We start from the raw sequence: 24,350 nt of genomic DNA, 5'->3' as shown, positions 1-24,350 counted from the left end.
GTGACGATCCACCGTCCGCGAAAGTGACGACCAAGCGACTTTTCGAACCAACCGAGCATCGTCTCGCTACTCCTGGTGAGTTACAACTCATTGAATTATTTTTGCCGCGTACTAACGTGCTATGTGTGACACAGACAGGAGAAGGCGGCGATGAGCGGGTGGCCCAAACTGGAGCTCGTGCTGAGCGAATCGGAATTCGAGCAACCCAAGGCGCTGACGATGCGGCACAAGACAGCACAGGCCTGGGCGTTGCAAGCGCGCATCCTGCTGTCCTGCGCCCAAGGTATGGACAACAAGACAGTTGCGGTGAAACTGCGGCTCACGCGCCAAACTGTCGCTAACTGGCGAGCGCGATTTGTCGCAGACCGCGTCGACGGACTGCTTGACGCACCACCCCCGACGCACCCAAGACAATCGACGACACGCATGTCGACGTGGTTATCACGAAGACGCTCGAGTCCGTGTCTGCCGGGGCGACGCACTGGAGCACACGCACGATGGCCAAGGAGATGAAGCTCTCACAGGCGGCGGTGTCGCGCATCTGGCGCGCCTTCGGGCAGCAACTGCATGGGTAAGAGACGTCTAAGCTCTCTAGCGATCCGTTGTTCGTCGACAGTGCGCAATATTGTCGGCCAGTATCTAGGGCGATGGTGCTGTGCGTTGACAAGAAGAGCCAGATACAGGCATTGGACCGCCCACAGCCCATATTGCCGTTCGCTCCAGGCATTCCCGAGCGACGCACTTATGAATACCTGCGTTACGGTGCGGCCACACTATTTCCTGCGCTCGAAATTGTCACCAGCAAGGTGATCGGCGACGTGCACCGGCGCCATCGCAGCAGCGAATTCCCGCTTTTCCCGCGCACCATCGAAGCCGGCGTGCCGCCCGACTTGGATGTGCATTTGGGTGATGGACAATTACGGCACACACAAGACTCCTCGATCAAGGCAGGGTCCACTCGTCATCCCCGATTGCAGGTTCACTTCGCACCGACTTCGGCCTCGTGGCTCAATCACGTAGAGCGCTGGTTCGCCGTGCCTACCGAACGGTACCTTCGTCGCGGCACGCATCGTTCGACTCGCCAACTGCTCGAAGGCATCGAAGTGGGCCGGCTGATTGCCGTTGCCGCAGGGCCGAAAATGGCATAATCGACCTCCCTCGCAAGGGAGAGAGCCCGCGGTGGGCGTCCGATTGGGGTCAAGCGAGCAATTCGCGCAGCGCCGCGACGACTGCGTCGCATTCCTCTTCGGTTCCGATGGTGATGCGCAGATGCTGGTCGATTCGTGGCTGCTTGAAATGCCGCACGAAGATGCTTTGATCTTTTAAGCGTGCGACAAGCATTGCAGCGTCGTGCGAAGCATGACGCACGAACAGGAAGTTCGCAGTAGACGGTACCACGTCGAAACCTTGGCTCTGGAGCGCCCGCTTCATCCGCTCCCTGCTCGCGATCACGCGCTCGCACGTCATCCGATAGTGGTGATGATCCGCGTAAGCAGCCTGTGCCGCGACCTGCGCGAGACGGTCCAGAGGGTACGAGTTGAAGCTGTCTTTCACGCGATTGAGTGCTTCGATGAGCGATACGTGGCCGAATGCAAAGCCGACGCGCATGCCAGCGAGCGAACGAGCCTTCGACGTTGTCTGAACGACAACTAGGTTGGGATAGTGGTCAATCAGAGGGACCGCGGATTGCGCACCGAAATCGACATAGGCCTCGTCAATTGCGACCACCGACGACATATTTCCGGCGACAATTCGCTCTATGTCCGCGAGCGGCAGAGCGCGACCGGTGGGTGCGTTTGGATTCGCGAACAGCACGCTGCCCACGTCGCCAAGGTAGTCGTCCATGCGGATCGACAAGTCGCCGGCGAGCGGAATGGCCCGATAGCGCACGTTGTAAAGCCGTGCGTAGCTGCGATAGAAGCTATATGTGATGTCGGGAAAACGCAGCGGCCGCTCATGCTTCAGCAGCGACGCAAAAGTGTGGGCAAGCACTTCGTCCGAGCCGTTACCGACAAACACCTGCTCCGGCTTCAGGCCGTGATAGGCAGCGACGGTTGCGCGAAGGCGTCGCGCGAGCGGATCCGGATAGCGGCGCAGGGTCTCACCCGCGCTACCTAGCTCGCGGGCAATGGCCGCTAGTACCAGCGGCGACGGCGGGTACGGGTTCTCATTTGTGTTCAACTTGATCGGATGCGCACTCGCCGGCTGCTCGCCCGGCATATATGGCATGAGACGCTGAACGAGGTCGCTCCAGTAACGACTCACCGCCTAGCCCCTGACAGCAAAGAGTCAGTGCTGACCGCATCAGCCATAACAGGAAGTTGAGTATATGGCGATTCGGGCCCACGTCCCCCGGGGACCAAGGCGTCGAGCGTCATTTCGTCCGTGCTTCGTCGCGCTCGCCGGGCGCGCGTAGCTAGGAGTTCTCGCGTGGCTGGCCGTAAGGCGCGTCCTAGAGCAAACCGGCTCTTGTCTGCCCCGCGACGGCTCCCCCAACCAGAGGTGACGCTGCGGCAGTGGCCGTGCAAAACGCTGAAAGACTGCAGCGGCGACGGTTCTTCATGACCGGCACTGTGGCTCGTGAAAGTCCGCACATTGGTTCGAGCGATAGTGGAGTATCGGCGAGGCAAGTTAGTTTGCATTTTTGAATGGTCTCGTTAATGCATGGGTAAGCCAGTCCTACTACAAGATGAATCAGTCACAGAAATCGGAGCCCAACCTAGACGCTCCCAGATTCCGGAAGCCGGCATGGAGTGGTAGATACAACGAGCCCGTCAGTGTCGCGCTCGAATGCAATCAAGCACGGACCGCGCCAACCAAGCATTCTTCTCAAAGGCATCAACTGCGGCCACCGTATTCATCTCGTCCCGGGCCCAGGTGGCAGGGCGCCGCGCGGCCGGGATCGAGGAGATGCCGCACAAGTTCGCCATCAGAAACGAGGGTGTGAAATCCTGACCAATGATTGACTGGTGTCGATTTGCTCCTCGGGAACGCTCCACCGCCAAGCCGCCAATCGCCGCGTCTAACCCGAGCGACATTCGCTGCACGACGCCGTCGAGGCTTGTCGGAGGTCGAACGCCTCCCGGCATGATCTACGCACAGGCCGACGAATTGAGTCTCGTGACTCGTGAATCGCAGCACGGCAACGAAGCCACTGAGCAGCGCAGACACCCAGATGGTCCATTTCGACGAAAAGTCCGCAAGCGGCGATAGACTGCTAAACAGCGCGGCGTTAACTACAAGCAGTCAACTAAATCCATAGCCATGCAGTACACGCGACGTCACGGTGCACATGGACATCTCGCTAAGAGGCCAGTTCAAATACCCCTGAGGGGGCTGTTTGCTTTCTCGGCAAGCAGTTAACCTTGGATGTCTGAACAACGGAACCCAAGGGATGGAAGCGCCGATCATTGATGACGAATTGTGGACACTGATCGAACCGTTACTGCCGCCGCCCAAGCCCCGGCGCAAAGAGCATCCTGGTCGCCCGCGCGTATCGGATCGGGTGGCGTTGAGTGGCATCCTGTTCGTGTTGAAAACCGGACTGCGATGGAACCACCTGCCGACCGCATTGGGCTTTGGCTCCGGCGCGACCTGCTGGCGACGACTGAACGACTGGCGCAAAGCAGGCGTATGGGATCGACTGCACGAACTGCTGCTCGACAAGTTGCGCGAGGCCGGGCAGATCGATCTTTCATACCCTGCCGCCGATTCCTCGTCGGTACGAGCTGTTGGGGCGGGCGAAAAACTGGCCCGAACCCCACGGATCGCTCGCGACGCGGTTCCAAGCACCACATCCTCGTAGACGCCAATGGCGTTCCCATCAGCGCCATCCTGACCGGCGCGAACCGCAACGACGTCGCCCTGCTGCTGCCGCTCGTCGACGCGATTCCCCCGATCCGCGGCGCGCGCGGCCGACCACTTCAGAAACCCACGGTCACCTATGCCGATCGTGGTTACGATTCCGATCCGCATCGTCAACGATTGCGCGAACGCGGCATCAAACCGGTGATCGCAAGGCGCCGCACTGAACATGGCAGTGGTCTGGGCAAATTCCGTTGGATCGTTGAACGGACTCACTCGTGGCTCCACAACTTCCGTCGTCTTCGCATACGCTTCGATCGTCGAGCTGACATTCACGAAGCATTCTTGAAATTCGGCTGCGCCCTCGTCTGCTGGAACATCTTCAGGCGTATGGAGCAGCCTTTTTTAACTGACCTCTATCCCCAGCCACGCGGTGAGCTTCGACGCCAACTGATCGCCTGTCTGCGCCACGGCCACAGCACGCGTATGTCACACGAGCGGGGCACTGCCCAGCGCGGCCAGATCGCCGACATGGTGAGCATCCATGTACGCCCGCCTGAGGTCGGCGACCGGGTGATGCCAGGTCACTGAGAGGGCGACTTGATCAAGGGCGCTGGCAACCAGTCTTCCGTCGGTGTGCTGGTTGAGCGTACCAGTCTGGTGCTGCTGGCTGGCGAAGATGGAAGACGCCACCGCCGCCTCGACCCTGGCGGGCTTTACTGCCAAACTGAATTCCATCGCCGCACCACTGCGCCGGAGCTTTACCGACGACTAGGGTAAGGAAATGACCCGGCATCAGGAACTCAGCGCCGCCACCGGCATGCGGGTGTACTTCTGCGATCCGCACAGCCCATGGCAACGCCGTACCTGCGAGAACACCAACGGGCTGCTGCGGCGGTAGTTGCCCAAAGGCACTGACCTCTCCATCTACAGTCAGGACGAACTCAATGCCATCGCTGACAGCTCAACAGCCGACCTCGCGCTACCCATGCATTTCATTCACCATTCGAGGTCTTCGAACGTATGCTCGCAACCGCTTCGATGACCTCAGCCTCCATTCAGTAGGCCCCTATTGCGCTTCACTCTTGAAACCGCCCAGTTTCAACGCCGCATTTGACGCTGTTGTTGTCCGACAATGTCGTACATGCGACACGGTCCCTACCGCAAAAAGACGGTTAAAAAGCCGTTCTTGGTTGGCGCAATCCGTGCTTACTTGGTGACGCCGGTGGTAGAGTCCACCGACAGGTTGAACCGCGACTTATCCGCTAGAGGGCGTTTCCGTGAAGACGCGCTGGCGACCGACGAGTCGGCGCGGGTCAACGGGACTATAAGCGCCGACGGCAGATCCAGGAGATAGCTCCTTCTCCATCGACCGCCGGAAGCTTGTGTTGCGGACAATTCAGAAATGCAAATTTCATCCACTATGCATCTTCACTATTCCTCCATCGCGCAAACTATAGCCCAGGCCTTCGCGAGCCGCGGTGCCAATCTTATAGAAGTCGCAACCGTTCAGCCCGCTGATCCATTCTTAGATGTTATGGGCGAACAACAGCGCAGCGCTCTCTTCCTGACAGAAAGCGAGGATCAAGAGATGCTGTGTCTCAGACCAGAGTTCACGGTACCGGTGTGCCTGGAGTACATTAGATCCGGAGCTCCGAACCCTCGGCGTTATGTGTATATCGATAAGAGTTTCTGCAAGGAACCTTCAAGTCGAAATGGCCTCTTGCAGGCAGGTCTCGTTGATTTTGGTGATTCAGATGTTCCGACTGCCGACGCACGGTCGATCTCCGATGCGTACGCCCTCGTCCAACTTATGCTGTCGGGGCGCGAACTGGTTACGGTGATTGGCGACCAGGGACTATTCGAAGCCGTGCTCGCTGCCCTCGAACTCCCTCGTCGCTGGCAGAAGCGCCTCATTCGGGCCTCCGGCTTACGTCTGCGCTCGGGTGCAAATTGCACTACCGTCGGGCACCCTTTGCGTAGCAACCACCTTGATTTTGTGGTCCGGGATTTCCTCGCGAGAGCCGATTGGACAGCCATGACCGCCTATGTTGCGAATGTGATGAGGCAAGGCGGGCTTTCTCCCGCTGCGGGACGCACACCTCAGGAGATTGCTGCACGGCTCATCGAGACGACCGAACTTGCCAATGCCCAAGTGCCACAGAGCACCTTTGATGTTGTGAACAGTTTCCTAGCCATCCGCGCTCCTCTTTATCAAGCCGTTGACGAAATTGCTGGGCTCGCGAAATCTGCAGGATTGACACTTGGCATAGCGTTCGACAACTTTGTCCGACGATCGGAGGTGCTCGCCAGAGAGAGTGGCCCTCCAGATCAATTAACCTACGATGCATCCTTCAGTCGGCACCTTGACCACTATACTGGGCTTCTGTTTGATATCCGCGCGCCAGGAGTTGACAGGCCACTTGCTAGCGGTGGACGGTATGATCGATTGCCCAAGCTGCTCGGAGCAGATCGCCCGATTCCGGCGATTGGCCTATCCGCATTTGTTGACCAAGTGCAACTTCTGCAGGGAGCATTGACGTGACAATTTCACTCGCGATTCCGTCAAAAGGACGGCTGAAGGAGCAGACCTTTGATGCCTTAGCTGTGGCCGGGTTGCCGGTTGAGCAATCCAACGAACGAAAATACACGGCAGGCTTTGTTGGTAGGAACGAAGTTGAGGTAGTTTGCTTCACGGCTTCTGAGATTCCGGCCAAACTGGCGCAAGGCGTCGTCGATATAGGAATCACCGGTGAAGACCTGTTATTGGAAAGTAGAGACGACTGGCAGGAAAGGATGGAAGTCATCGCACGGCTGGGCTTCGGGAGAGCTGACATTGTCGTTGCCGTCCCACAGGCCTGGGTGGATGTCGAGACGATAGCGGACCTTGACGATGTCGCGGCAGACTTCCACGAACGTTACGGTCGGCGGCTCAGGATCGCAACGAAATACCGACGGCTGACCCAGCGATTCTTGTCCGAGGTACATGGCATGCGTGCTTACCGCATCATTGAGAGCCTCGGTGCCACCGAAGGAACTCCCGCAACGGGTTCGGCTGATGCCATTGTAGATGTCACAACGACGGGGACGACCTTGCGGGCCAATCATCTGAAAGTGCTTCAAAACGGGCTTGTCCTTCGCTCTCAGGCGTGCCTCGTGGCGGCGCGAAAGAGACAACGAGAAATTGATCAAAATGTCATAGATGAGATTGCTACCAAACTAACGTCTAGACGCGACCGTTGCTTTTAATAAGATCGCTCAACTGTATTCTCACGAAGCAATCCCTCCTGCAAACAGCAATTCGTCGAGAGGCTTCGCTTTGTCAGATATCCCGTCTCCGCACCGCATCCGCGATGTACTCGGCTTGGCGGATGGCGAGAGCGACGATCGTGAGCGTCGGGTTCTCTGCGCTGCTCGTGGTGAGTTGACTGCCGTCTGGGACGAAAAGATTCGTCACCTCGTGCGCCTGCCCCCACCTGTTAACGACGCCGTCACGGAATTTTTCGCTCATCCGGTTCGTGCCCATGTTGTGGCCGGCCGGGTACGGCGGCAGATCCATGACGCGCGTGGAGCCGCATGCCTCGTAAATCATTTTGACCTGAGCGTAGGCATGGTTGCGCAACGCGTTGTCGTTGACATGGTCCTCCTTGGATACCGCGGGAAGAGGCAGCCATGTGCTCATACTTATCCAACGCCGACGTGACTTCCCGGCCCCAGTCACCCGCACAGTGCGGCTTTTCTCTTCATTGATTTCGACCTGCAGTTTGGCAAATTCTTCCCGAAGGCGTCGGGTTACGGCCCCGAGCAACCCCGCATGACGCGGATGGACATAGATAAGCACGACAAGATCGTCAGCAAAACGGGCATACTCGACGTAGGTGTACGTCCCATTGCGCGTGGTTTCTTTCGCTCGCTCCAGCATTTGATCCCCCTCTGTGAGGTAGATATTGCTGAGTAGCGGCGAAATCACGCCGACCAAAGTTACCTTTTGCGTCCATGGCGTGACCATACCACCTTGGGGTGTACCACGTGTCCGAAACTGCACCTTTCCATCTGGCATCTGCACCGGAGCCTTCAGCCAGCACTCGATGTACATCGCAACCCAGCGTTCGCTGATGTGGCGATGTACCGCCATCAGTAGAAGGTCCCAGTCGATGTTATCAAAGAACCCTTTGATGTCGACCCCTACTACCCATGCATATTTCCGGCAGCGCTTACGCGTCCAAGCCAGCGCCTGCCACGCCGATTTTCACGATCTATAAGCATGGGACTCCTTATTAAACAGCAACCCCACCACCGGCTCCACGACCTGCTTGATCACGTGTGCGCAATTCTGTCCGACACGGTGGGGACGGTCATCGCGAACTGCACACGCGCCCAACGACCATTTGGGTTGGGTAAGATCTGTCACCCATTTCACCCACTTACTGCAAAACACATTTCTCAACGTATCCATATTATAGATGAAAGGCATCAAAACAATCGATTTTACAAATCAATCCTTGTGTTGCACAGTGAAACCCGTCGTTGCGGAAATGGAAATCGAAGTTGATTGATCGAATACTTCGTATTTGTAAACCTAAGTAGTACGACAGATTTAGGCATGTCTCCATGATGCCCACACTTTTGGATGTATCTCTCGACACGCCACCTAAGCTTACCGAAACCGTGCCCGTCGCGGCCTACCGGATGGGACGATCTACTGTGGAGCGGCTTACTGGCTCGATAATTGAACGAAACGGGCCAGATCTGTGAAGGTCCTCGATTCCGTATCCGAGGTGCGCGACGAGTGCCACGATCGCGCCGGACGTCGCGATGTCTACTTGACGTTTGACGACGGTCCTAATCCACTTTGCACACCGGACGTCCTCGAGGCGCTGGCAGAACACCGGGTGCCAGCAACGTTCTGCGTCATCGGCGCGTACGTAGAGGACCAGCCGAAGCTGATCGAGCGAGTGATCGCCGAGGGACACGAGATTGCCAATCGCACGACGACTCATCCGGATTTGTCTGGATGCGAACCTGATGAAGTACGACGCGAAATATTGGACGCGAACAGGATCATCGGGATGGCATGTCCCCAAGCCGCAGTTCGGCATATGCGTGCCCCTTACGGAATATGGACGGACGAAGTGGTCGCTGAAGTGGCAAAGGCGGGTCTGACGGCTCTTGACTGGTGGGTAGACCCGCGTGACTGGTCTCGCCCCGGTGTCAATGCGATTGTCAGCGCAGTGCTGGCCTCTGTCCGGCCTGGCGCAATTGTGCTCTTGCACGACGGATGTCCTCCCGGCGAGTCAGGACGGTGCTGTCATGCTGGGCTGCGCGACCAAACCCTCATGGCGCTTTCCCGCCTGATTCCAGCACTGCATGAGTGCGGATTTGTAATCAGCTCGCTACCCCAACCACACTGAACAAACCGACATCTATGAATGCCATTGCCACAATCAGCACTGCCCCCGTTTTGTTGTATGCACTACTCTCGACTGTTTACAAAAGCGTACAGGCTCTCCATGGCCTACCGACGAGTGGTCCGCTGAAGTCGCCCAATGCCGCCGCCCCCAACTTTCTGCCGGACGTGGACGTCATCGTGCCGTGCTTTAACGAGGACCCGCACACGCTTCGGAGGTGCCTGGAGTCCATCGCGGCTCAAGACTATGCAGGATGTCTGGACGTCTATGTGGTCGACGACGGCTCTGGCAATCTCGACGCCGTGAGGCCGGTATACGATGCGTACGCGCGAGACCCGAGATTCAACTTCATTACGCTTCCCCAAAATATGGGAAAGCGCAAGGCACAGATCGCCGCGATACGCTCTTCATCCGGGGAACTGGTACTCAACGTCGACTCGGACACGACGCTGGCACCCGATGTCGTCAAGAAGCTCGTATTGACAATGCGAGATACGACGATAGGCGCCGCCATGGGGCAGTTGACGGCCAGCAACCGGAGCGACACTTGGCTGACCCGCCTGATCGATATGGAGTACTGGTTGGCTTGCAACGAAGAACGCGCGGCACAGGCTCGCTTCGGCGCTGTTATGTGTTGCTGCGGTCCGTGTACCATATACCGACGGTCCGTGCTTCTTTTGCTATTAGACCAGTACGAGACACAGTTTTTTCGCGGGAAACCGAGCGACTTCGGCGAGGACCGCCATCTCACGATTCTCATGCTGACGGCAGGTTATCGGACCGAGTACGTTCCGGACGCCATTGCGGCGACAGTCGTTCCGGACAGACTGGGGGCGTATCTGCGCCAACAACTGCGCTGGGCGCGCAGTACGTATCGGGACACGTTGCTTTCGCTGCGCCTGCTGCCCTGTCTCGATCGCTACCTTACGCTGGACGTGATCGGACTGAACCTGGGCTCGCTATTTCTCGCCTTATCGGTTCTAGCGGGGCTCGCGCAGCTCGCATTGACAGCGACAGTGCCGTGGTGGACAGCCCTGATAATCGCATCATTGACCATGATCCGCTGTAGCGTGGCATCGGTTCGCGCTCGCCAGATTCGATTTCTTGGCTTTTCTCTTCACACACCCATCAACCTCTTTCTCTTGCTCCCCCTGAAAGTCTATGCGCTGTGTACATTGAGCAATAGCGATTGGCTGTCCCGTGGCTCTGCAGGCAACGTATCGAACGTTCGTGAAAAACAGGTCCATACTCCGAATCCGGCTACAAAGCCGAACGCGACTTCAGCGTCAAGAGCTGCGACTCCGCACCGTCGGCAGGATCACGCGTGTGAGTCTTCAACATTAGCGACGTCTGACGAAGCATTCGATGACAATTAGTTAATCCTACATATAGATCTCGAATATTGCGCCAAACGAGCACCGCCCACCATCGGCAGTGGTCCGCATGAGTGCGATCGTCTCACGCAAAGGCTCGATTGTCGTCTTCCCAACGCCAGTGCATTCACCGAAATCCTGGTACTCCATTGTCAGTAACTCTCTCGCTTGGCAGGCAAGGATCTTCCATCGACCAAAACGTTTTCGATCGGGCCGCAGCAGCAGAACGGCTTCCTTTTCTCTAAGATGAATGCGTAATTTTCCTTCTTATCTCCATGTCCAAAGCAGCAATCAGCTTCACCGGCGTAAGGAAGTCATATGGCAACAAGATAGTAGTCGACGGATTATCGTTCAGCGTCGCGCCTGGAGAGTGCTTCGGTCTGCTAGGGCCAAATGGCGCGGGCAAGAGCACGACGGTGCGTATGGTTCTCGGCATGGCGCCGCCCGACGCAGGCAAGATCATCGTGCTCGGGGAGCCAGTGCCGGCTCGCGCTCGCTCGGCACGTATGCGCATTGGCGTGGTGCCGCAATTCGACAACCTCGAGCCCGGGTTCACCGTGCGCGAGAACCTTCTGGTGTTTGGCCGCTACTTTGGCATGAGCACACGTGAAATTGAAGCGGTCGTGCCGTCGCTGCTCGAATTCGCCCGCCTCGAAAGCAAGGTCGATGCGCGCGTCACCGAACTATCCGGCGGCATGAAGCGGCGGCTGATGCTGGCTCGCGCGCTGATCAATGATCCACAGTTGTTGGTCATGGACGAGCCTACAACGGGTCTCGACCCGCATGCTCGCCACCTGATCTGGGAACGGCTGCGTTCCCTGTTAGCGCGCGGCACGACGATCCTCTTGACCACCCATTTCATGGAAGAGGCCGAGCGGTTGTGCGACCGACTGTGTGTGCTGGAGGAGGGTCGAAAGATCGCCGAAGGCGCGCCTCGCGCGCTGATCGCAGAACAGATCGGGAGCCACGTGATCGAGATCCACGGCGGCAATCCGCATGAGCTTCGCACGTTGATCGCGCCGCACGCGCAGCGTATCGAGGTCAGTGGTGAGACCCTCTTCTGCTATGTGTCCGATCCGGAACGGGTGTGCATACAGTTGCGCGGGCGCACGGCGCTGCGCCTTTTACAGCGTCCAGCAAATCTCGAGGATGTCTTTTTGCAGCTAACCGGGCGTGGGATGAAGGAGTGAACGATGAGAGAGTTTTATGCAGCGGCCCTGCCCGCAAACGTGTGGAACTGGGTTGCAGTGTGGCGCCACAACTATCTGGCATGGAAAAAAGTCGCGTTTGCCTCGATTCTCGGTAACCTTGCCGATCCTATGATTTATCTGTTCGGCCTCGGCTTTGGTTTCGGGATAATGGTAGGTCGCGTCGATGGCGCATCTTATATCGCGTTTCTCGCGGCGGGTATGGTCGCGACGAGCGCAATGACCTCCGCGACCTTCGAAACGATTTACGCAGCTTTCTCTCGCATGCATGTTCAGCGCATGTGGGAAGCGATCCTCTGTACACAGCTCACGCTCGGCGATATCGTTCTCGGTGAACTGGCATGGGCCGCCACCAGGGCCTTTTTTGCCGGCATTGCCGTCATGGTGGTAGCCACCGTGCTGGGTTATGCAGCGTGGTCATCCATTCTCTATGCATCGCCTGCCATCGCCCTGACTGGCCTCGCCTTCGCGAGTCTGGCGATGATCCTCGCGGCGCTTGCACCCAGTCACGATTACTTCGTGTTCTATCAAACGCTCGTTCTCACGCCCATGGTGCTCCTGAGCGGCGTGATCTTCCCGATCAGTAAGCTACCTGCCGTTTTTTGCGACGTAGCGCGCTTCTTACCGCTGGCACATTCCGTCGACCTTATCCGTCCCCCGATGCTCGGACGCCCGGTGAGCTATGTTGCCCTGCATATTGGCGCTCTCTGCATTTGCACGGTGTTGCCGTTCTTCCTGTCAGTGGCGCTGTTACGTCGACGCCTCATGTCTTAATGCTGCTATGGCCAGTACGAATGAGTGGGAAAACACCATGTCGTATCAACGCGAACGCTTCGTGCATCCGCGCACGCGCCTCATGCGTCGACAATATCCCCGCAACCCGATATGGCAACGGAAACGAGTCGCGATGTGGGCGAACAGCAGCGCCAGCGCGCTGCTGTTCGCGTACGACCTGTAGTTATGCTCGGCGAGCCACACCTCGTGGTAGCCGAACGTTCGGGCGGCCGGCGCATTACGCACAGTTTGCGTCAGCGCATCGCGCGCGTCGCCGTCGGGGTTCTCGACGTTGAGGAAGAGGCCGTAGCGTTGTGCGGAATCCGACATGGCAGGCCCTCTCGTGGAAAGACCACGTCAAAGGCAAGTTTTGCGCCCACATCTCGCGGTACGTAAAGTCTTGACGACGTCAGCCATGCCTCAGGCAGAAGCGCGATGCTGCGACCACGTCGCGCGGCTGGGCAGGCCGAGCCCGCAACACGCCCGCGATGAAGCTCGTCACGCTCGACGAACGCAAAGCGGACCACGGCGCGCGGTGACGCGCGCACAACCGCCGCAGCGCGACCAGGGAGTCCGGGTCGATCAGATCCAATGGGCACAGCACCCGGTAGGCGCCTGACAGCAAAGCCTCGAAGCCTTCGGCACGGCTATCGTCGTCGATGGTCCCGGTGTGATGAACGAACTCGCCTCCCGCCGCATCCACCAGCGCACGCAGCACGGCGTTGATGCTTGGCCGCCCGCCCACATAGACCCATCGACGCCCGCTCAATGCGCGCGTCAATGCGCGGTCGTCGAGCAACGCCTGCTCAACCGCGAACAACTCGTGCTGCAGGCTCGCGACATGTGCCCGCGCGCGCTCCAGCGACAGGCTCGCACTGCTGTCGGGAAGGCATGTGCCGCGGTTCTGATTCATGACGGGCTGCGCTTCGGATCGCACCGTTACGGCAACGGCAGGCGGCATGGGTCTCATGGCGAGCGCCTCGTGGCAAGGCCCGCAAGCCGTTCGCCCGCTGCCGGAGTGAGAAACCAGCTACGCACCGTGTCGTACGTGTAGCGCGTCCGGCCGGCATGACGCGCGTGCGGCGCCAGCCGATGCTCGGACAGCGGCTTCGCCCAGCCCCAGAAGTCGGCGCGCAGCCCGGGCGGGAAACCGACGTCCTCGAACGCGTACCAAAGTTGAACCAGCCAGGGTTCGCGGCCCTCTTCGTCAAGCAGCAACGGCGGCCTGGAGCCCGCCTGCAGATGCGCATGCCGCTCGCCGTAAGTAAGCACCTCGCGACGGCCGTCCGCAACGCGGCGCCCGCGTGAGGCATGATCGGGAATCGGGTTACGTGTCAGCAGACGCCGATGGGCCAGACTGCCGAGGCAGCTTCGTGGCCACGTTCCAGGGCAACAGTTCGTCGATGCGGTTAATGGGATGGTCAGCGATATGGGTCAGGACGTATTCGAGGTAGGCGCGCGGGTTGATCCCGTTGAGCTTGCATGTGCCGATCAGACCGTACATCGCGGCTGCCCGCTCGCCTCCGCTGTCGGAGCCGGCGAACAGGAAGTTCTTGCGGCCCAGACTCACACAGCGCAGCGCGTTTTCGGCCAGGGCGTTGCTGATCTCAGCACGACCCTCTTCGCAGTACAGCGCGAGCGCGTCCCACTGGTTGAGCGAGTAACGGATCGCTTTGGCCAGTTCGGATTTCTTCGACAGCGTTGCGAGCTTGTCCGTCATCCACGTCCTGATGGTCGCGAGCAGCGGCACGCTTTTCTCCTGCCGCAGGCACAGCCGTTCAGCAGCGGGTTTGCCACGGATGTCCGCCTCGATGCCGTAAAGTCCACCGATCAGTTCGAGCACCTCTCGGGTCGCCTCGGTAGGCGTTCGGGCATGCACGTCGTAGAGGTACCGTCTCGCGTGGTCCCAGCATGCAGCTTCACGGATCTTGCCGCTCTCGTACAGTTCGTTGAAGCCACTGTAGGCGTCGGCCTGCAGGATGCCCTCGAATCCAGCGAGATGGGTCTGGGGGTGGATGCCTTTGCGGTCGGGCGAGTAAGCAAACCACACCGCGGCCGGTTCGGTCGAGCCCGAACGGGTGTCATCGCGCACATACACCCACAGTCGCCCGGTCCTTGTCTTCTTCCTGCCCGGTTCGAGCACCGGGATCGGCGTGTCATCCGCGTGCAGCTTCGACGGTGCCATCGTGTGGCGGCGCAGCGCCTCGGTCAGCGGCACGCAAAGGGCCTCGCACTGGCCGACCCAGCGTCCCATGCTGGCCGGATCCAGCTTCACGCCGTCGCGCGCGGCAATCTGCGACTGCCGGTACAACGGCGCGTGGTCAGCGTACTTCGAGACGAGGATGTCGGCCAGCAGGCTCGGATGGGCAATGCTGCGCGTGATCGGCAGGCCGGGCATGGACGGCTGCGAGAAGTGGTGGCCGCACGGACAGACCGTCTTGCGCCGGATCGTGCGAATCACCTTGAACATTGCCGCGACGCGGGCGAGCTGCTCGGACACGTCTTCTCCGAGCGGCTGCATGGCGCTGCCGCACTTCGGGCAGGTCGCGTCGGCGTCGAGTACGCGTTCTTCGCGTGGCAGATGCGGCGGCAGCGCTTCTTTCGGCGATGCGTCGCCCACAGGCGTGCTCGCGCCTGATTCGTGGGCGCGTCGCACATCAGCGACACCACGCTCACCGGTCAAGTCCTCGAGCGCGGTTTCGAGCCGCGCGACCTCCCGGTCCAACTGCTCGGACTTGCGTCCGAACTGCATGCGCTTGAGCTTGTCGATCTGCGCCTTGAGCTGCTCGATCTCCAGATCGCGTTCGGCAAGCTGGGCACGCGCCTCGACCAGCAAGGCCCGCAGGGTTGCAACATCGTCAGGAAGTTCAGCGCCGTTCGACATGTGGCGCAGTTTACGAGCCTTCCTCGCGGTTTACAACATCGACAGCGCAGCCGTACGACGCGGCTGCCGCCAATCGATGCCTTCGAGCAACATCGACAGTTGCGCCGCCGTCAGATGGACCTTGCCGCCATCGGCGTGTGGCCAGACGAAGCGACCACGCTCAAGCCGCTTCGCAAGAAGCCAGAGCCCGTCTTCGGTCGCCCACATGACCTTCACGAGATCGCCGCGCCGGCCCCGGAAGATGAACACGTTGCCACCCAGCGGATTGTCCTCGAGCGCCGTCTGCACCTTTGCCGCCAGCCCCTGGAACCCGCAGCGCATGTCGGTGACGCCTGCCACCAGCCAGACGCGTGTACCCGTGGGTAGAGAGATCACGATCGCACGCTCCCCAGGACGACGCGTAGCGTGTCGGCGTCGACAACGCCGTTGACCTTGACTACCACGTCACCGAACCGGATCTCGATCGTCCCGGCTCGTGCAGTCCGGTTGCAGACGTCCCTTGCATCTGGGGGCATCGCCACGCGCTGCGGCGGCGTCTCATGAACCACCGCCACTGGAATCAGGCACGTCGTTTCCGCCTGCAATTGCTCGCGATAGCGACGCCGCCAGGTAAACAGCATGTTTGCATTGATGCCATTGTCCCGCGCCAGCTTCGCGACCGACGCACCAGGCTCACATGCCGCGGCCGCAAGCCGGCGTCGAAACTCGCGATCATAATTCGGGCGTCCCTTGCGGCTACCCGGCCTGGCTTCCGACTCTGTCACAGTGATGTCCATCAAATCGAAAATGATGGGCACCACTTTGATGTCGGTTCTCGCCGCCGTCTACGACGGTCGTCGTGAGGTGCTTACCGCCGTAATACAGCAGCCCGCCGCAGGACTCGACCACGAAGTCGGCCACCCGCGACGCGACACAATCGAAGCGGTGACCGACGCGTGCAAACAGCAGCATAAGTCTGAGCCGCTGCAAGTGGCACAGCGCCAGATCGCGCAACCCCGCATCGTCACAGAACGCGAGTAGCCGGTGCGGCGGTTGCGGCAGCGCGGGCACGCAGGCGGGCGGCAATGCCCGGGCGCGCGGCCCTTGCTGCTGCGACTCCGCAACGGGCCATTGCAGCGTCAGGTAGCAGGCCCGGGTGCAGGGTGTATAGCGAGGGCGGAGCCCCAGAGACGCAGCAGGTTGGAACGCATCCATAGGTGTGTAAGGTTTGTGGTGCGATTTCTCGGTTTGGATGCCTGAATAGATAACGATGAGCATGCTTGAGCAAGTCCCGCGCCTTCTCACTGTGGATCTATCGAACAAGCCTGGCAAAGCGGACCGGCGACGCACCTGCTCAACGGGGGCGCGGGCCGGGCATTTTTGCCTACTCCGCTCCAAAGCAAAGCGCGTGGTCCGAACAAACGCCACAACTCGGCGCCTTGCAGAAGAACAGGCCGTCGCGCTCGCAAAGTTGCTTGTAGAAGAACTTCTTCCACTTCATGTCATGCGTATTCTTCGCGGCCAGCCGCGGAAACCAGTGGCTGATCAATGCGGACAACTCGCGCCGCGACGGCAGAAGCAGGTCTTGCCAAAGATGGTTTTGCCCGAGGCTCGCGCAGGCCAATGCATGGGCCACGCAGTTCGCCTCGTCTGCCGGGCCGGCGCGCGGATCGGCATGGTGATTGAGCAACGCCACCAGGTCTTCCAGTTCGTCGTCACGCGGCATCGTGGCGGGCGACAAGACGCACGTAAGACCGAGCGCCGGCCCGGCACCTGGGAACCAGCGCGCGAGCATTCGGCGCGTCTGGTCGGCGTCCAGTCCGGGCATCGGCAGCACATCGACGCCGTGGTGCTCGAACCCGCTCGACAGCACGCCGGCCAGTGCCAGCACGGTGGGACCGCCCGCTTCCACCGCGCACGCCATCAGGGTTGCATAGGCGTTCATCGCGGCATCGCTCAGAGAACGGCCGCCGCGTGCGTGTAGCACTTTTTCGGGCAGATCTTCGCGCACGCGGTGCAGCCGACGCACAGTTCCCGATGCACGATAGTCATCACCTTCTTCTCGTACTCGTCGTCTTTGTCTTCGTCGTCGCCGTCCAGTGCGATGTGCGCGCCGTCCTCGTTAAGCCCGACGAGTTGCAGCACGCCACGCGGACAGACACGGAAACAGCGTCCGCAACCAATGCATTTTTCTTCGTCGAGCCTGTTGACGAAGGTCGGCGTCCAGGTGGCGCCGCTCGGCAGCGTAACGCTGAAGGTATCGCTCATGATGTGGCTCCCTGGCTTCGCTGGTTCAGGCAGCTGCCTCAGCGGCAGCCTTGCGGGCTGCCATCAGCGCGGCGTGGGCGTCATGGCAGCGCTGGGCGACAGCGAGAATGTTCTCCCAGTTGGTCGGGAGTTCCTCTGAGAGGTCGTGCAGGTCCAACTTCGCCTGGGTCGCTTGCGCGTTGAGTTTCTTCAGGTGCGCCTTGAGTTCATCGGCATCGGTGCTCATCGTCTCGGTCCCCTCACGATTCCTTCAGGCTCCGTACTGTGCGACGGCGGGGTACGTCCGGATCACCTCGACCGCTTCGTCGAGAAGCTTTGCGCCCGCCTCGGCGAGCTTCTCCAGCGAAGCGAAGCCGAACCGGTGTACGTCGCGCAACTGCTTGTTGACGACAACGAGCCGCCCCGCGAGCAACACCATGCGCCCGAAGCCCTCGTGGCTCATCTTCATCATCGGCGAAACCATTTGGCCGGTCTCACGCTCGATCGCCACCGCAATCGCGCTATAGAAAAGCTCGAGCCGCCACAGCGTTTCGGGGTCGGGGTCGCCCATGATCGGAATCGCGCGGCGTTCCTCCGGCGTGTGGATGTACGGCTTGAGCAGTTGCAGGTCGGTCTTTCCGTCCCACACGCCGTGGGTGTCCTGCGCGCGCAACTGCCTGACGAGCTGCTGCACAAACGGTGCGACCAGCAGCATTTCATCGCTGGCCTTGGACGAAATTGCGGATGATTCAGCCATGGGATACCTCATCGTCTTCAAAGTCGTATACACGTTCGCCACCCTTCGCCAGCGCCTTGCGCAGCCACGGCGGCGGCGTGCCCTTCAGCACCTGTTGCAACTTGCCGAGAGTCTCCTCGATGGACTCGGGCCGCGGCACCTTGATCGGGTGAATCTTCAGCGCAACCACTCGCGCCGCGGCCGAGCCGCCGATTGCGGCGACGTACAGGATCGCGCAATCCTTGACGGCTTCGAGCTTGGGCACGAGCTTGTCCTCGTCGCCGTCCTCTTCGAGCTTGCCACCAAAGTCGAACGCCTCGACGAACTGGTAGCCGTCCGGTGTGACGTTGTAGGTGACGATGCTCCTCGCCCAGCCAAAATGCGCATCGACGAACTGCCTGTCCTGGGTGGCGAACGCGATCTTCATGCTGTGTGCTCCTTTAGGTGGGTCAAGCACCGGCCGCGAAGACAGGAATGTTCGCTTCCCGCGCCGGATCGCGCGCGGCCAGATCGATAGCGGCCTGCGGCAGCGGCCAGTCGCCCGGATCGTGATGCGGAATCTGTTCGATCATCAGGTTGGCGATCTCAAAGATCAGGTTCATCGTGCCGCGGTAGCCGACGTAGCGTCGATGTGCGTTTCCAACCCGGTCGAAGACCGGAAAACCGATCCGGAAGAGCGGCTTTTGCAGGTGCTCGGCCATCTGCCTGCCGTGCGAATGGGTGATCAGCAGGTCGCAGTCCGCCGCGGCGCGCTCCATGTCTTCGAGATCGCCGATCACGACCTGATCAGCGGGCAGCAACGCGTGCGCGGGCGATCGCGTCGTGCTGATGCAGCAGCGCAACTGCGCGCCCATCTCGTGCAGCATGCTGCCGACCGCGAACAGCAGATCGGGCTCTGCGCCGATCGCGACCTTGATGCCTCCAGTGTAGAAATGGCCGTCTAGCATCGCATCGAGCAATTGGCTGCGCTGACGCCGGTATTTCGCGGGAACAGGTCGTCCGGAGCGCTGCGCGAGCAATTGCAGCAGACGATCGTTGGGTTCCAGTCCGGTGAGCCGCCCGAACACTTCGAACGGTGTGCCGGCGATAGCATGCAATGCCTCCGCGCCGTCGCGCGTCTGCTCGCCCACGCCGATCGTGAATGCCGATGCACCCGCGGCCCGGATCTCCGCGAGCGTGGTACCGCCCAGTGTGGTGCCGCGCCAGTCCGGCGCGATATGGCCGTCGAGCGAGCCGGAAATGTCGGGCAGCACAATGACATCGAAGCCGAACGCTTCGATGATCTCGCGCAGTTCGTCGATGTCGCCAGGCGACAGATGGCTACCGGGCAGCAGCGTCACCTGATTGGCCACCGTTGGCAACGCCTTGACCAGCGCGTTGACGATGCCGGTAATCGCATGCCGGTAGCCGTCTTCGAATGCGCCGACATAGTCGGGGGTCGACACATAGACGATCTCAGTGTCGTTGAGTTCGGGCTTGCGCTTGCGCACGGTGACGAGACAGCCGGCCACGTCGTCGCCCTCGGTCTCGGTGAGACCTGTTGAACAGATCGCGATGACCTTCGGCGCAGCGCGCTTGCGGATGTTGAGCAGCGCGGCCTCGATGTTCTCGTAGCCGCCGAGCACCGCGGTGACTTCGTCCATGGCTGTCGTCTGCAGCGGGATCGCCTCCCTGAAGTGGCGAACCAGCAGCACGAGGCCGAATGACGTGCAGCCCTGCGAGCCGTGCATCACGGGCATGCAGGCATCGAGCCCAAGGAACGCGAGGCTCGCGCCCAGCGGCTGGCTCATCTTGAGCGGATTGACCGCACAGGCTTTCATAGATTCGACGACATCGGCCATGGCATGTTCTCGAGTTCGGGGCGGCAGGTCGGTATACCGGGTTCGAGGCTCATCGCCCCCACCCCGGGGCGCTCGACAGCGGGGGCGCGGCTTGCGCTTGGACCACACCGAGCGCTCCCCCGTCGTCGCCCCACGGAGCAGGGATCCGCACCTGTTGCCACACCGGGTTGTAGATCGCGCGGTCGATCTCATGCACCAGCTCGACGATCCCCTCGTAGCCGCCATAAGGGTGGTGGCGTTCCTGATTGATGTCGAGCCACGGTATGCGGGCCTTCAGTGCGATGAACTGTGAGCGGCCACCCGACAGCATGATGTCGGCCCGCGCGTCCCTGAGCATCGCGTACATCTCGCGCGGCGTCATACCGTCGATCATGTGGGCGTCGTCGCCCATGATCTCCTTGATCTTGTCCTTGTCTTCCTTAGTGCTCTTCTTGACGCTGGTGCCGACGATTTCGAGCCCTGCTTCCTGCAGCGCGGAAACCACCGACCAAGACTTCACGCCACCTGTGATGAGCAACACCCGCTTGCCGGTAAGGCGCGCTTTGTAGTGCGCGATGCGCTTCCACGCGCGCGCTTCCTCGGCGGCGATCAGGCGCTCGGTCCGCTCGAGCAGATCGTCCGGCGCGCCTTGCTGCACGAGCAGGCTGGCGATATGGCGCAGCGTGTCGCTCATGTCGCCGACCCCATAGAACGAGCCCTCGAAGTAAGGGATGCCGTAGCGCCGCTGCATCTTTGTCGCGATGTTGATCATCGACTTCGAGCAGACCATCATGTTGACCTTGGCGCGATGCGAACTTGCGATCTCGTTGTAGCGCCCGTCGCCGGAGATGCACGAGAGGATACGGATGCCCAGCGCGTCGAGCAGCGGCTTGGTCTGCCAGAGTTCGCCCGACAGGTTGTATTCGCCAATGACGTTGATGTCATACGGCGTCGTGTACTCGGGCTCGCGCGTGCCGATCACATAATTGAGGATCGCCTCGCCGCCAAGCTTGTTGCCCAGATTCTTCGGCCCGGCGAAACCGGGGGAAATGACCGGAATCACCGGCTTGCCAAATTGTTCGGTGGCGCGCTTGCAGACCGCCTCGATGTCGTCGCCGATCAGCGCAGTGACGCAGGTCTGGTAGACGAACACTGCGGGCGGATCGTATTTCTCGATGATTTCGCGCACGCTCCTGAACAGGCGCTTCTCGCCGCCGTACACCACGTCGAGTTCGTTGATATCGGTGGTGAAGCCGGTGCGATAGAGTTGCGAACCGGACGAAGCGGCGTGCCGGTTGTCCCACGAGTTACCTTCACAAGCAATAGGCCCGTGCACGAGGTGTGCGACGTCCACCACCGGCTGCAAAGCGATCTTCGCGCCGTCGAACGCGCACCCGCCTGCGGCCGAACCCGGCGAAAGCTGCTTCGTGCAGCCCCTTTTGCGTTCCTTCTCGCTCTTGCCTTGATTCTTGTCGCAACCCGGCTCGTCGAAAACTTCGGCGATTTGGGCATTGAGCGAAGCAGACATGACGTGCTCCTGATGGATGGACGTTTCTCTAGTGGCAAGTTCCATACCACCGGGAAACGCCTTGAAAACGTGCCAATTGGCGCTGAAGCAGTCGCTCGCGCGCATCGTCATGGCGAGTTTGAACGGTTTGCGACAGACGGTTCGCGACACAGAAAACGACAACACACGTTCACTGCCTGCCTTGCCGTTCCGTATTGAGCAGGACCCGTGCGATCGCATTCGCGCGCGCCTCCAGCAACGCATCCGGCCTCAAGGGTTCGCGAACCGCCAGGTAAGCAGTCAGCGCGCGGCGCATCCGTGGAGCTTTCGCGTAGTCCGTCTACCATGACCGGGATACGCCGCAAAGTCGCAGAGACAGACTTCCAGCAAGCGCTCGAAGCGCTCAGGCCTGATCTCGGCCGGTACGCGTTCGAGCAATGCACCGAGCGCGCCTGCGCGCATATCCCGAACGCTCTTCCAGTGTGTATGCGCCATTCGCGCCGCCTGCCCCGCTGGGCGGCTCAGTCGTCGTCGACCAGCGCGAGCAGTTCGCGCGGCGTTACCTCGTCATTGATCTCCGCGAGGCTCAACGGGTCGGACGCCGCCACCTCGCGCTCAAAATCGTCGTAGGCGAACCACGCACGCAGCGGCACTGAGTCAGACTGCTCGACTACATAAATCATGCCCCGCTCCCTCGCTGAGGTTCGTCACGCAGGCTAGCTGTAGCGGCTCGATAACATAAATCTCCAAGGCCCGATAACAGCGCCTTTTCGGGATTACATTGGCTGAGAATATCGGCGCGTCCAGGTCCACATTAAGTGAGAACGGGGTCACGTTAACTGAGAACGGCTCGATAACATCGGCCAGGATCCACAATCAGTGAGAATGCTCGACGGGCACGCCGGTAGCCAGCAGATGAAATGGTGAGTCAGGGGCGGCATATGGGCCGCCGGCCCTTTCCGATCATTCTTCCGGACCGGCCCCCCCGCTCCCTGCAACGCTCAGAAGCACTGGTCACCCACGATTCGTACTTGCGGTTTTTCCCGTGCGGGTGAGCCGCCAAGGAGCGCCTGACTCAGGTATCCGCTGCGCACCAGCATGTCCTGCAACGCGTTTTCAGCATCCTCCATGCTCACTTCGCCCTGTGCCTTACGCGCAATACTTTGCTGGGCCAACCGGCGCACCAGTTCCTTGATGAATGCAGCGCTGACGCCTTCAGTCCGCTCCACTGCAAACGCTGCGACGTCTGCCGGGATGCTCATCCTCGAACCGTAGAGCCGGAGCAGGCGCGCCCGGCAATCCGCATCAGGTGCCGGTATTTCAATGGCCTGATCAACCCGGCCTGGACGGGCCGCGAGCGCCTCCTCGATTTCCTCCGGCCGGTTGGTGGTAAGCACGAACAGGATCTCGGCGTCCTGATGAAGTCCGTCCATTTCGTTGAGCAAGCGGTTGAGCAGACTCTCTTCCTTCGGGCCGCGCATCTCGGTGCGATGTCTCCCGATCAGATCGACGTCCTCGATGACCACCATGCTTGGCTGTAGCAACCGGGCCAGCAGCATATAGTTGTCGAGTTGCCCCACTTGATTGGCGCTGATCAGAAGGGTGGTATGCGCTGGCAGATTGCTGGCGAGGTACTTGATCGTATGGGTTTTGCCCGTTCCGGGCGGCCCGTACAGCAGGACACCCTTTTGCAAGGACTGGCGTAATGTCTTTAATCCTTCTCTGGTGCGTGCGAATTCAAAAATATTGCGATCCAGCAGCTCCATGGTTTGCGGTGACAGGATGACGTCCTGACGCTCCACGGCAGGCAGACGGTGCACGACGATGCTGCGGGGCTGGCCTGAATAATCCTCAGTTACCTCGAGGGAAAGAACCTTGCCCCGGTACAGACGGGACTCGCGAATTGCCTGCTCCAGCCCCGCATACACCTCGCTGCCGAAGGTCAGCCCGCGCGCGTTGGGCAGACTGACAATCTCCACGCTCGCGATAGACGTGTTCATTCCTTCCATGTGCTGCTCGAACAGCACAGCGGCTCTCAGCTCGCCATCGGTGATCAGCCACAAGCCGTTGTCGAGTACCGCGACCGGTGTTTCTTCTCCGACATCGACATCCCGGTATTTCACAGGAGCAAGGGACACCGTGGTAGACATCGGGCCGGTACTCTGCGCAAACAGCGAGGAAATTGTCAACGGAAACCGCTCATGAACCTGATTGAGGCCGAGAAGGCGCGGAGCGAACGGCGTCAGCAGGCGGGAGAGCGTCTGTTGAAGCTCGGGGCGCGTGTGATGGGGAAACTGCCGCTGCGAGGAGGTGAGCTCTTCCGGGGACCGATCATCAAAATGCGCAGCTAGCGCTTCCCATGCAAATTGCTGCCTTACCGGGTCAAGGTTCTTGTGATCAATATCGGTGAACTGGTTCATGAACGGACTCTTTGATATTAGATGGCGGCGCCAAGTACCGATGCGAACGCGCAACAACGAGTCGCTACAGCTAGCTACATACAGCGCAGCAATTTCGTTTTCAGCGGTGCCCCGCTACTCGACACCCTCCGCCGCAATCTTCGCCCACACCGCACGAGGTAACCGCGGCGCGATGCCCGCCGGGCTCGCG

Annotated in this window: 26 protein-coding genes and 3 pseudogenes; 12 read left to right on the top strand and 17 right to left on the bottom strand. The window is 60.4% G+C overall.

The window, feature by feature from the left end; translation table 11 throughout:
* Positions 1–150: 150 nt before the first annotated feature.
* The 3 genes and pseudogenes from OKW44_RS17270 to OKW44_RS17260 form a co-directional block, all read left to right on the top strand.
* Positions 151–351 (top strand): annotated as a pseudogene (locus OKW44_RS17270) (IS630 family transposase); the annotation flags it as partial.
* Between the two features lie 83 nt (positions 352–434).
* Positions 435–575, top strand: a complete 141-nt coding sequence (locus OKW44_RS17265; protein WP_239499309.1) for a hypothetical protein — start codon at positions 435–437, stop codon at positions 573–575.
* A gap of 72 nt (positions 576–647) precedes the next feature.
* Positions 648–1,148 (top strand): transposase, encoded by a 501-nt coding sequence (locus OKW44_RS17260; RefSeq protein ID WP_239499211.1) that lies wholly within the window; start codon positions 648–650, stop codon positions 1,146–1,148.
* 49 nt (positions 1,149–1,197) lie between these two features.
* Here the strand turns inward: OKW44_RS17260 and hisC are convergent, their stop codons facing one another.
* Complete coding sequence (gene hisC / locus OKW44_RS17255; RefSeq protein ID WP_026226285.1) at positions 1,198–2,265, bottom strand: histidinol-phosphate transaminase; 1,068 nt, start codon at positions 2,263–2,265, stop codon at positions 1,198–1,200.
* A 1,129-nt stretch (positions 2,266–3,394) separates the two neighbouring features.
* On the opposite strand from hisC, the pseudogene OKW44_RS17250 reads away from it, so the two are divergent.
* From OKW44_RS17250 to hisG, 4 genes and pseudogenes are all read left to right on the top strand, one after another.
* Positions 3,395–4,209, top strand: a pseudogene (locus OKW44_RS17250) (IS5 family transposase); the annotation flags it as partial.
* Positions 4,210–4,218: 9 nt separating this feature from the next.
* Positions 4,219–4,869: pseudogene (locus OKW44_RS17245) on the top strand (IS30 family transposase); the annotation flags it as partial.
* A 340-nt stretch (positions 4,870–5,209) separates the two neighbouring features.
* A complete protein-coding gene (locus OKW44_RS17240) occupies positions 5,210–6,349 on the top strand; it encodes an ATP phosphoribosyltransferase regulatory subunit (protein ID WP_018423141.1) in 1,140 nt (379 codons plus the stop codon).
* A complete protein-coding gene (hisG, locus tag OKW44_RS17235) occupies positions 6,346–7,053 on the top strand; it encodes an ATP phosphoribosyltransferase (protein WP_018423142.1) in 708 nt (235 codons plus the stop codon). Before OKW44_RS17240 ends, hisG begins: the two co-directional genes overlap by 4 nt.
* A 73-nt stretch (positions 7,054–7,126) precedes the next feature.
* Here the strand turns inward: hisG and OKW44_RS17230 are convergent, their stop codons facing one another.
* Positions 7,127–7,960 carry a GMC oxidoreductase gene (locus OKW44_RS17230; protein WP_239499289.1) on the bottom strand — a complete coding sequence of 278 codons (834 nt, stop codon included), beginning with the start codon at positions 7,958–7,960 and terminating at the stop codon, positions 7,127–7,129.
* 595 nt (positions 7,961–8,555) lie between these two features.
* Between OKW44_RS17230 and nodB the strand changes: the two genes are divergently transcribed.
* The 4 genes from nodB to OKW44_RS17210 all read left to right on the top strand — a co-directional run bounded on the left by nodB (position 8,556) and on the right by OKW44_RS17210 (position 12,567).
* Entirely contained in the window at positions 8,556–9,215 is a 660-nt protein-coding gene (gene nodB / locus OKW44_RS17225; protein ID WP_084754300.1) for a chitooligosaccharide deacetylase NodB, read from the top strand.
* Between the two features lie 14 nt (positions 9,216–9,229).
* On the top strand, positions 9,230–10,588 hold the full coding sequence (gene nodC, locus OKW44_RS17220; protein ID WP_018423144.1) for a chitooligosaccharide synthase NodC: 1,359 nt from the start codon (positions 9,230–9,232) through the stop codon (positions 10,586–10,588).
* A gap of 272 nt (positions 10,589–10,860) precedes the next feature.
* The gene (gene nodI / locus OKW44_RS17215; RefSeq protein ID WP_026226288.1) at positions 10,861–11,775 is read left to right on the top strand and encodes a nodulation factor ABC transporter ATP-binding protein NodI; all 915 of its coding nucleotides are present in this window, start codon (positions 10,861–10,863) and stop codon (positions 11,773–11,775) included.
* A gap of 3 nt (positions 11,776–11,778) precedes the next feature.
* A complete protein-coding gene (locus OKW44_RS17210; RefSeq protein WP_018423148.1) occupies positions 11,779–12,567 on the top strand; it encodes an ABC transporter permease in 789 nt (262 codons plus the stop codon).
* A gap of 45 nt (positions 12,568–12,612) precedes the next feature.
* Here OKW44_RS17210 and OKW44_RS17205 read toward each other — a convergent pair whose 3' ends face one another.
* From OKW44_RS17205 to tnpA, 6 genes are all read right to left on the bottom strand, one after another.
* Positions 12,613–12,897 (bottom strand): hypothetical protein, encoded by a 285-nt coding sequence (locus OKW44_RS17205; protein WP_026226289.1) that lies wholly within the window; start codon positions 12,895–12,897, stop codon positions 12,613–12,615.
* A 79-nt stretch (positions 12,898–12,976) separates the two neighbouring features.
* Positions 12,977–13,480 (bottom strand): DUF2325 domain-containing protein, encoded by a 504-nt coding sequence (locus OKW44_RS17200; RefSeq protein WP_113062011.1) that lies wholly within the window; start codon positions 13,478–13,480, stop codon positions 12,977–12,979.
* Positions 13,481–13,533: 53 nt separating this feature from the next.
* On the bottom strand, positions 13,534–13,839 hold the full coding sequence (locus OKW44_RS17195; RefSeq protein WP_348524886.1) for a globin family protein: 306 nt from the start codon (positions 13,837–13,839) through the stop codon (positions 13,534–13,536).
* Positions 13,840–13,894: 55 nt separating this feature from the next.
* Positions 13,895–15,451, bottom strand: a complete 1,557-nt coding sequence (gene tnpC / locus OKW44_RS17190; protein ID WP_280785274.1) for an IS66 family transposase — start codon at positions 15,449–15,451, stop codon at positions 13,895–13,897.
* Between the two features lie 30 nt (positions 15,452–15,481).
* Entirely contained in the window at positions 15,482–15,826 is a 345-nt protein-coding gene (gene tnpB / locus OKW44_RS17185; RefSeq protein WP_026225368.1) for an IS66 family insertion sequence element accessory protein TnpB, read from the bottom strand.
* Entirely contained in the window at positions 15,823–16,215 is a 393-nt protein-coding gene (gene tnpA, locus OKW44_RS17180) for an IS66-like element accessory protein TnpA (protein WP_280783331.1), read from the bottom strand. Before tnpA ends, tnpB begins: the two co-directional genes overlap by 4 nt.
* Positions 16,216–16,219: 4 nt before the next feature.
* On the opposite strand from tnpA, the gene OKW44_RS17175 reads away from it, so the two are divergent.
* A complete protein-coding gene (locus OKW44_RS17175; RefSeq protein ID WP_204357165.1) occupies positions 16,220–16,471 on the top strand; it encodes a hypothetical protein in 252 nt (83 codons plus the stop codon).
* A 343-nt stretch (positions 16,472–16,814) separates the two neighbouring features.
* On the opposite strand, the gene OKW44_RS17170 is transcribed toward OKW44_RS17175, so the two are convergent.
* From OKW44_RS17170 to OKW44_RS17130, 9 genes are all read right to left on the bottom strand, one after another.
* Positions 16,815–17,375, bottom strand: a complete 561-nt coding sequence (locus OKW44_RS17170; RefSeq protein WP_018423153.1) for a nitrogen fixation protein NifQ — start codon at positions 17,373–17,375, stop codon at positions 16,815–16,817.
* Between the two features lie 11 nt (positions 17,376–17,386).
* Positions 17,387–17,698 (bottom strand): ferredoxin III, nif-specific, encoded by a 312-nt coding sequence (gene fdxB, locus OKW44_RS17165; protein ID WP_018423154.1) that lies wholly within the window; start codon positions 17,696–17,698, stop codon positions 17,387–17,389.
* A 25-nt stretch (positions 17,699–17,723) separates the two neighbouring features.
* Positions 17,724–17,924 (bottom strand): CCE_0567 family metalloprotein, encoded by a 201-nt coding sequence (locus OKW44_RS17160; RefSeq protein WP_018423155.1) that lies wholly within the window; start codon positions 17,922–17,924, stop codon positions 17,724–17,726.
* A gap of 24 nt (positions 17,925–17,948) precedes the next feature.
* Positions 17,949–18,434 (bottom strand): NifX-associated nitrogen fixation protein, encoded by a 486-nt coding sequence (locus OKW44_RS17155; RefSeq protein WP_018423156.1) that lies wholly within the window; start codon positions 18,432–18,434, stop codon positions 17,949–17,951.
* Positions 18,427–18,840, bottom strand: coding sequence for a nitrogen fixation protein NifX (gene nifX, locus OKW44_RS17150; RefSeq protein ID WP_018423157.1), 414 nt, complete (start codon positions 18,838–18,840; stop codon positions 18,427–18,429). The genes OKW44_RS17155 and nifX overlap by 8 nt, the downstream gene beginning before the upstream one ends.
* Positions 18,841–18,862: 22 nt before the next feature.
* A complete protein-coding gene (gene nifN / locus OKW44_RS17145) occupies positions 18,863–20,254 on the bottom strand; it encodes a nitrogenase iron-molybdenum cofactor biosynthesis protein NifN (RefSeq protein WP_018423158.1) in 1,392 nt (463 codons plus the stop codon).
* Positions 20,255–20,303: 49 nt separating this feature from the next.
* Complete coding sequence (gene nifE / locus OKW44_RS17140) at positions 20,304–21,761, bottom strand: nitrogenase iron-molybdenum cofactor biosynthesis protein NifE (RefSeq protein ID WP_018423159.1); 1,458 nt, start codon at positions 21,759–21,761, stop codon at positions 20,304–20,306.
* A 500-nt stretch (positions 21,762–22,261) separates the two neighbouring features.
* Entirely contained in the window at positions 22,262–22,423 is a 162-nt protein-coding gene (locus OKW44_RS17135) for a hypothetical protein (protein WP_018423161.1), read from the bottom strand.
* Between the two features lie 318 nt (positions 22,424–22,741).
* A complete protein-coding gene (locus tag OKW44_RS17130) occupies positions 22,742–24,160 on the bottom strand; it encodes an AAA family ATPase (protein ID WP_018423162.1) in 1,419 nt (472 codons plus the stop codon).
* Positions 24,161–24,350 lie beyond the last annotated feature (190 nt).

Origin of the sequence: Paraburkholderia lebeckiae (assembly GCF_050436325.1) — a bacterium.
GTDB classification, from domain to species: Bacteria; Pseudomonadota; Gammaproteobacteria; order Burkholderiales; family Burkholderiaceae; genus Paraburkholderia; species Paraburkholderia tuberum.
The sequence above is the reverse complement of the archived record's forward strand: the minus strand, read 5'-3'. Positions and strand labels throughout refer to the sequence as shown.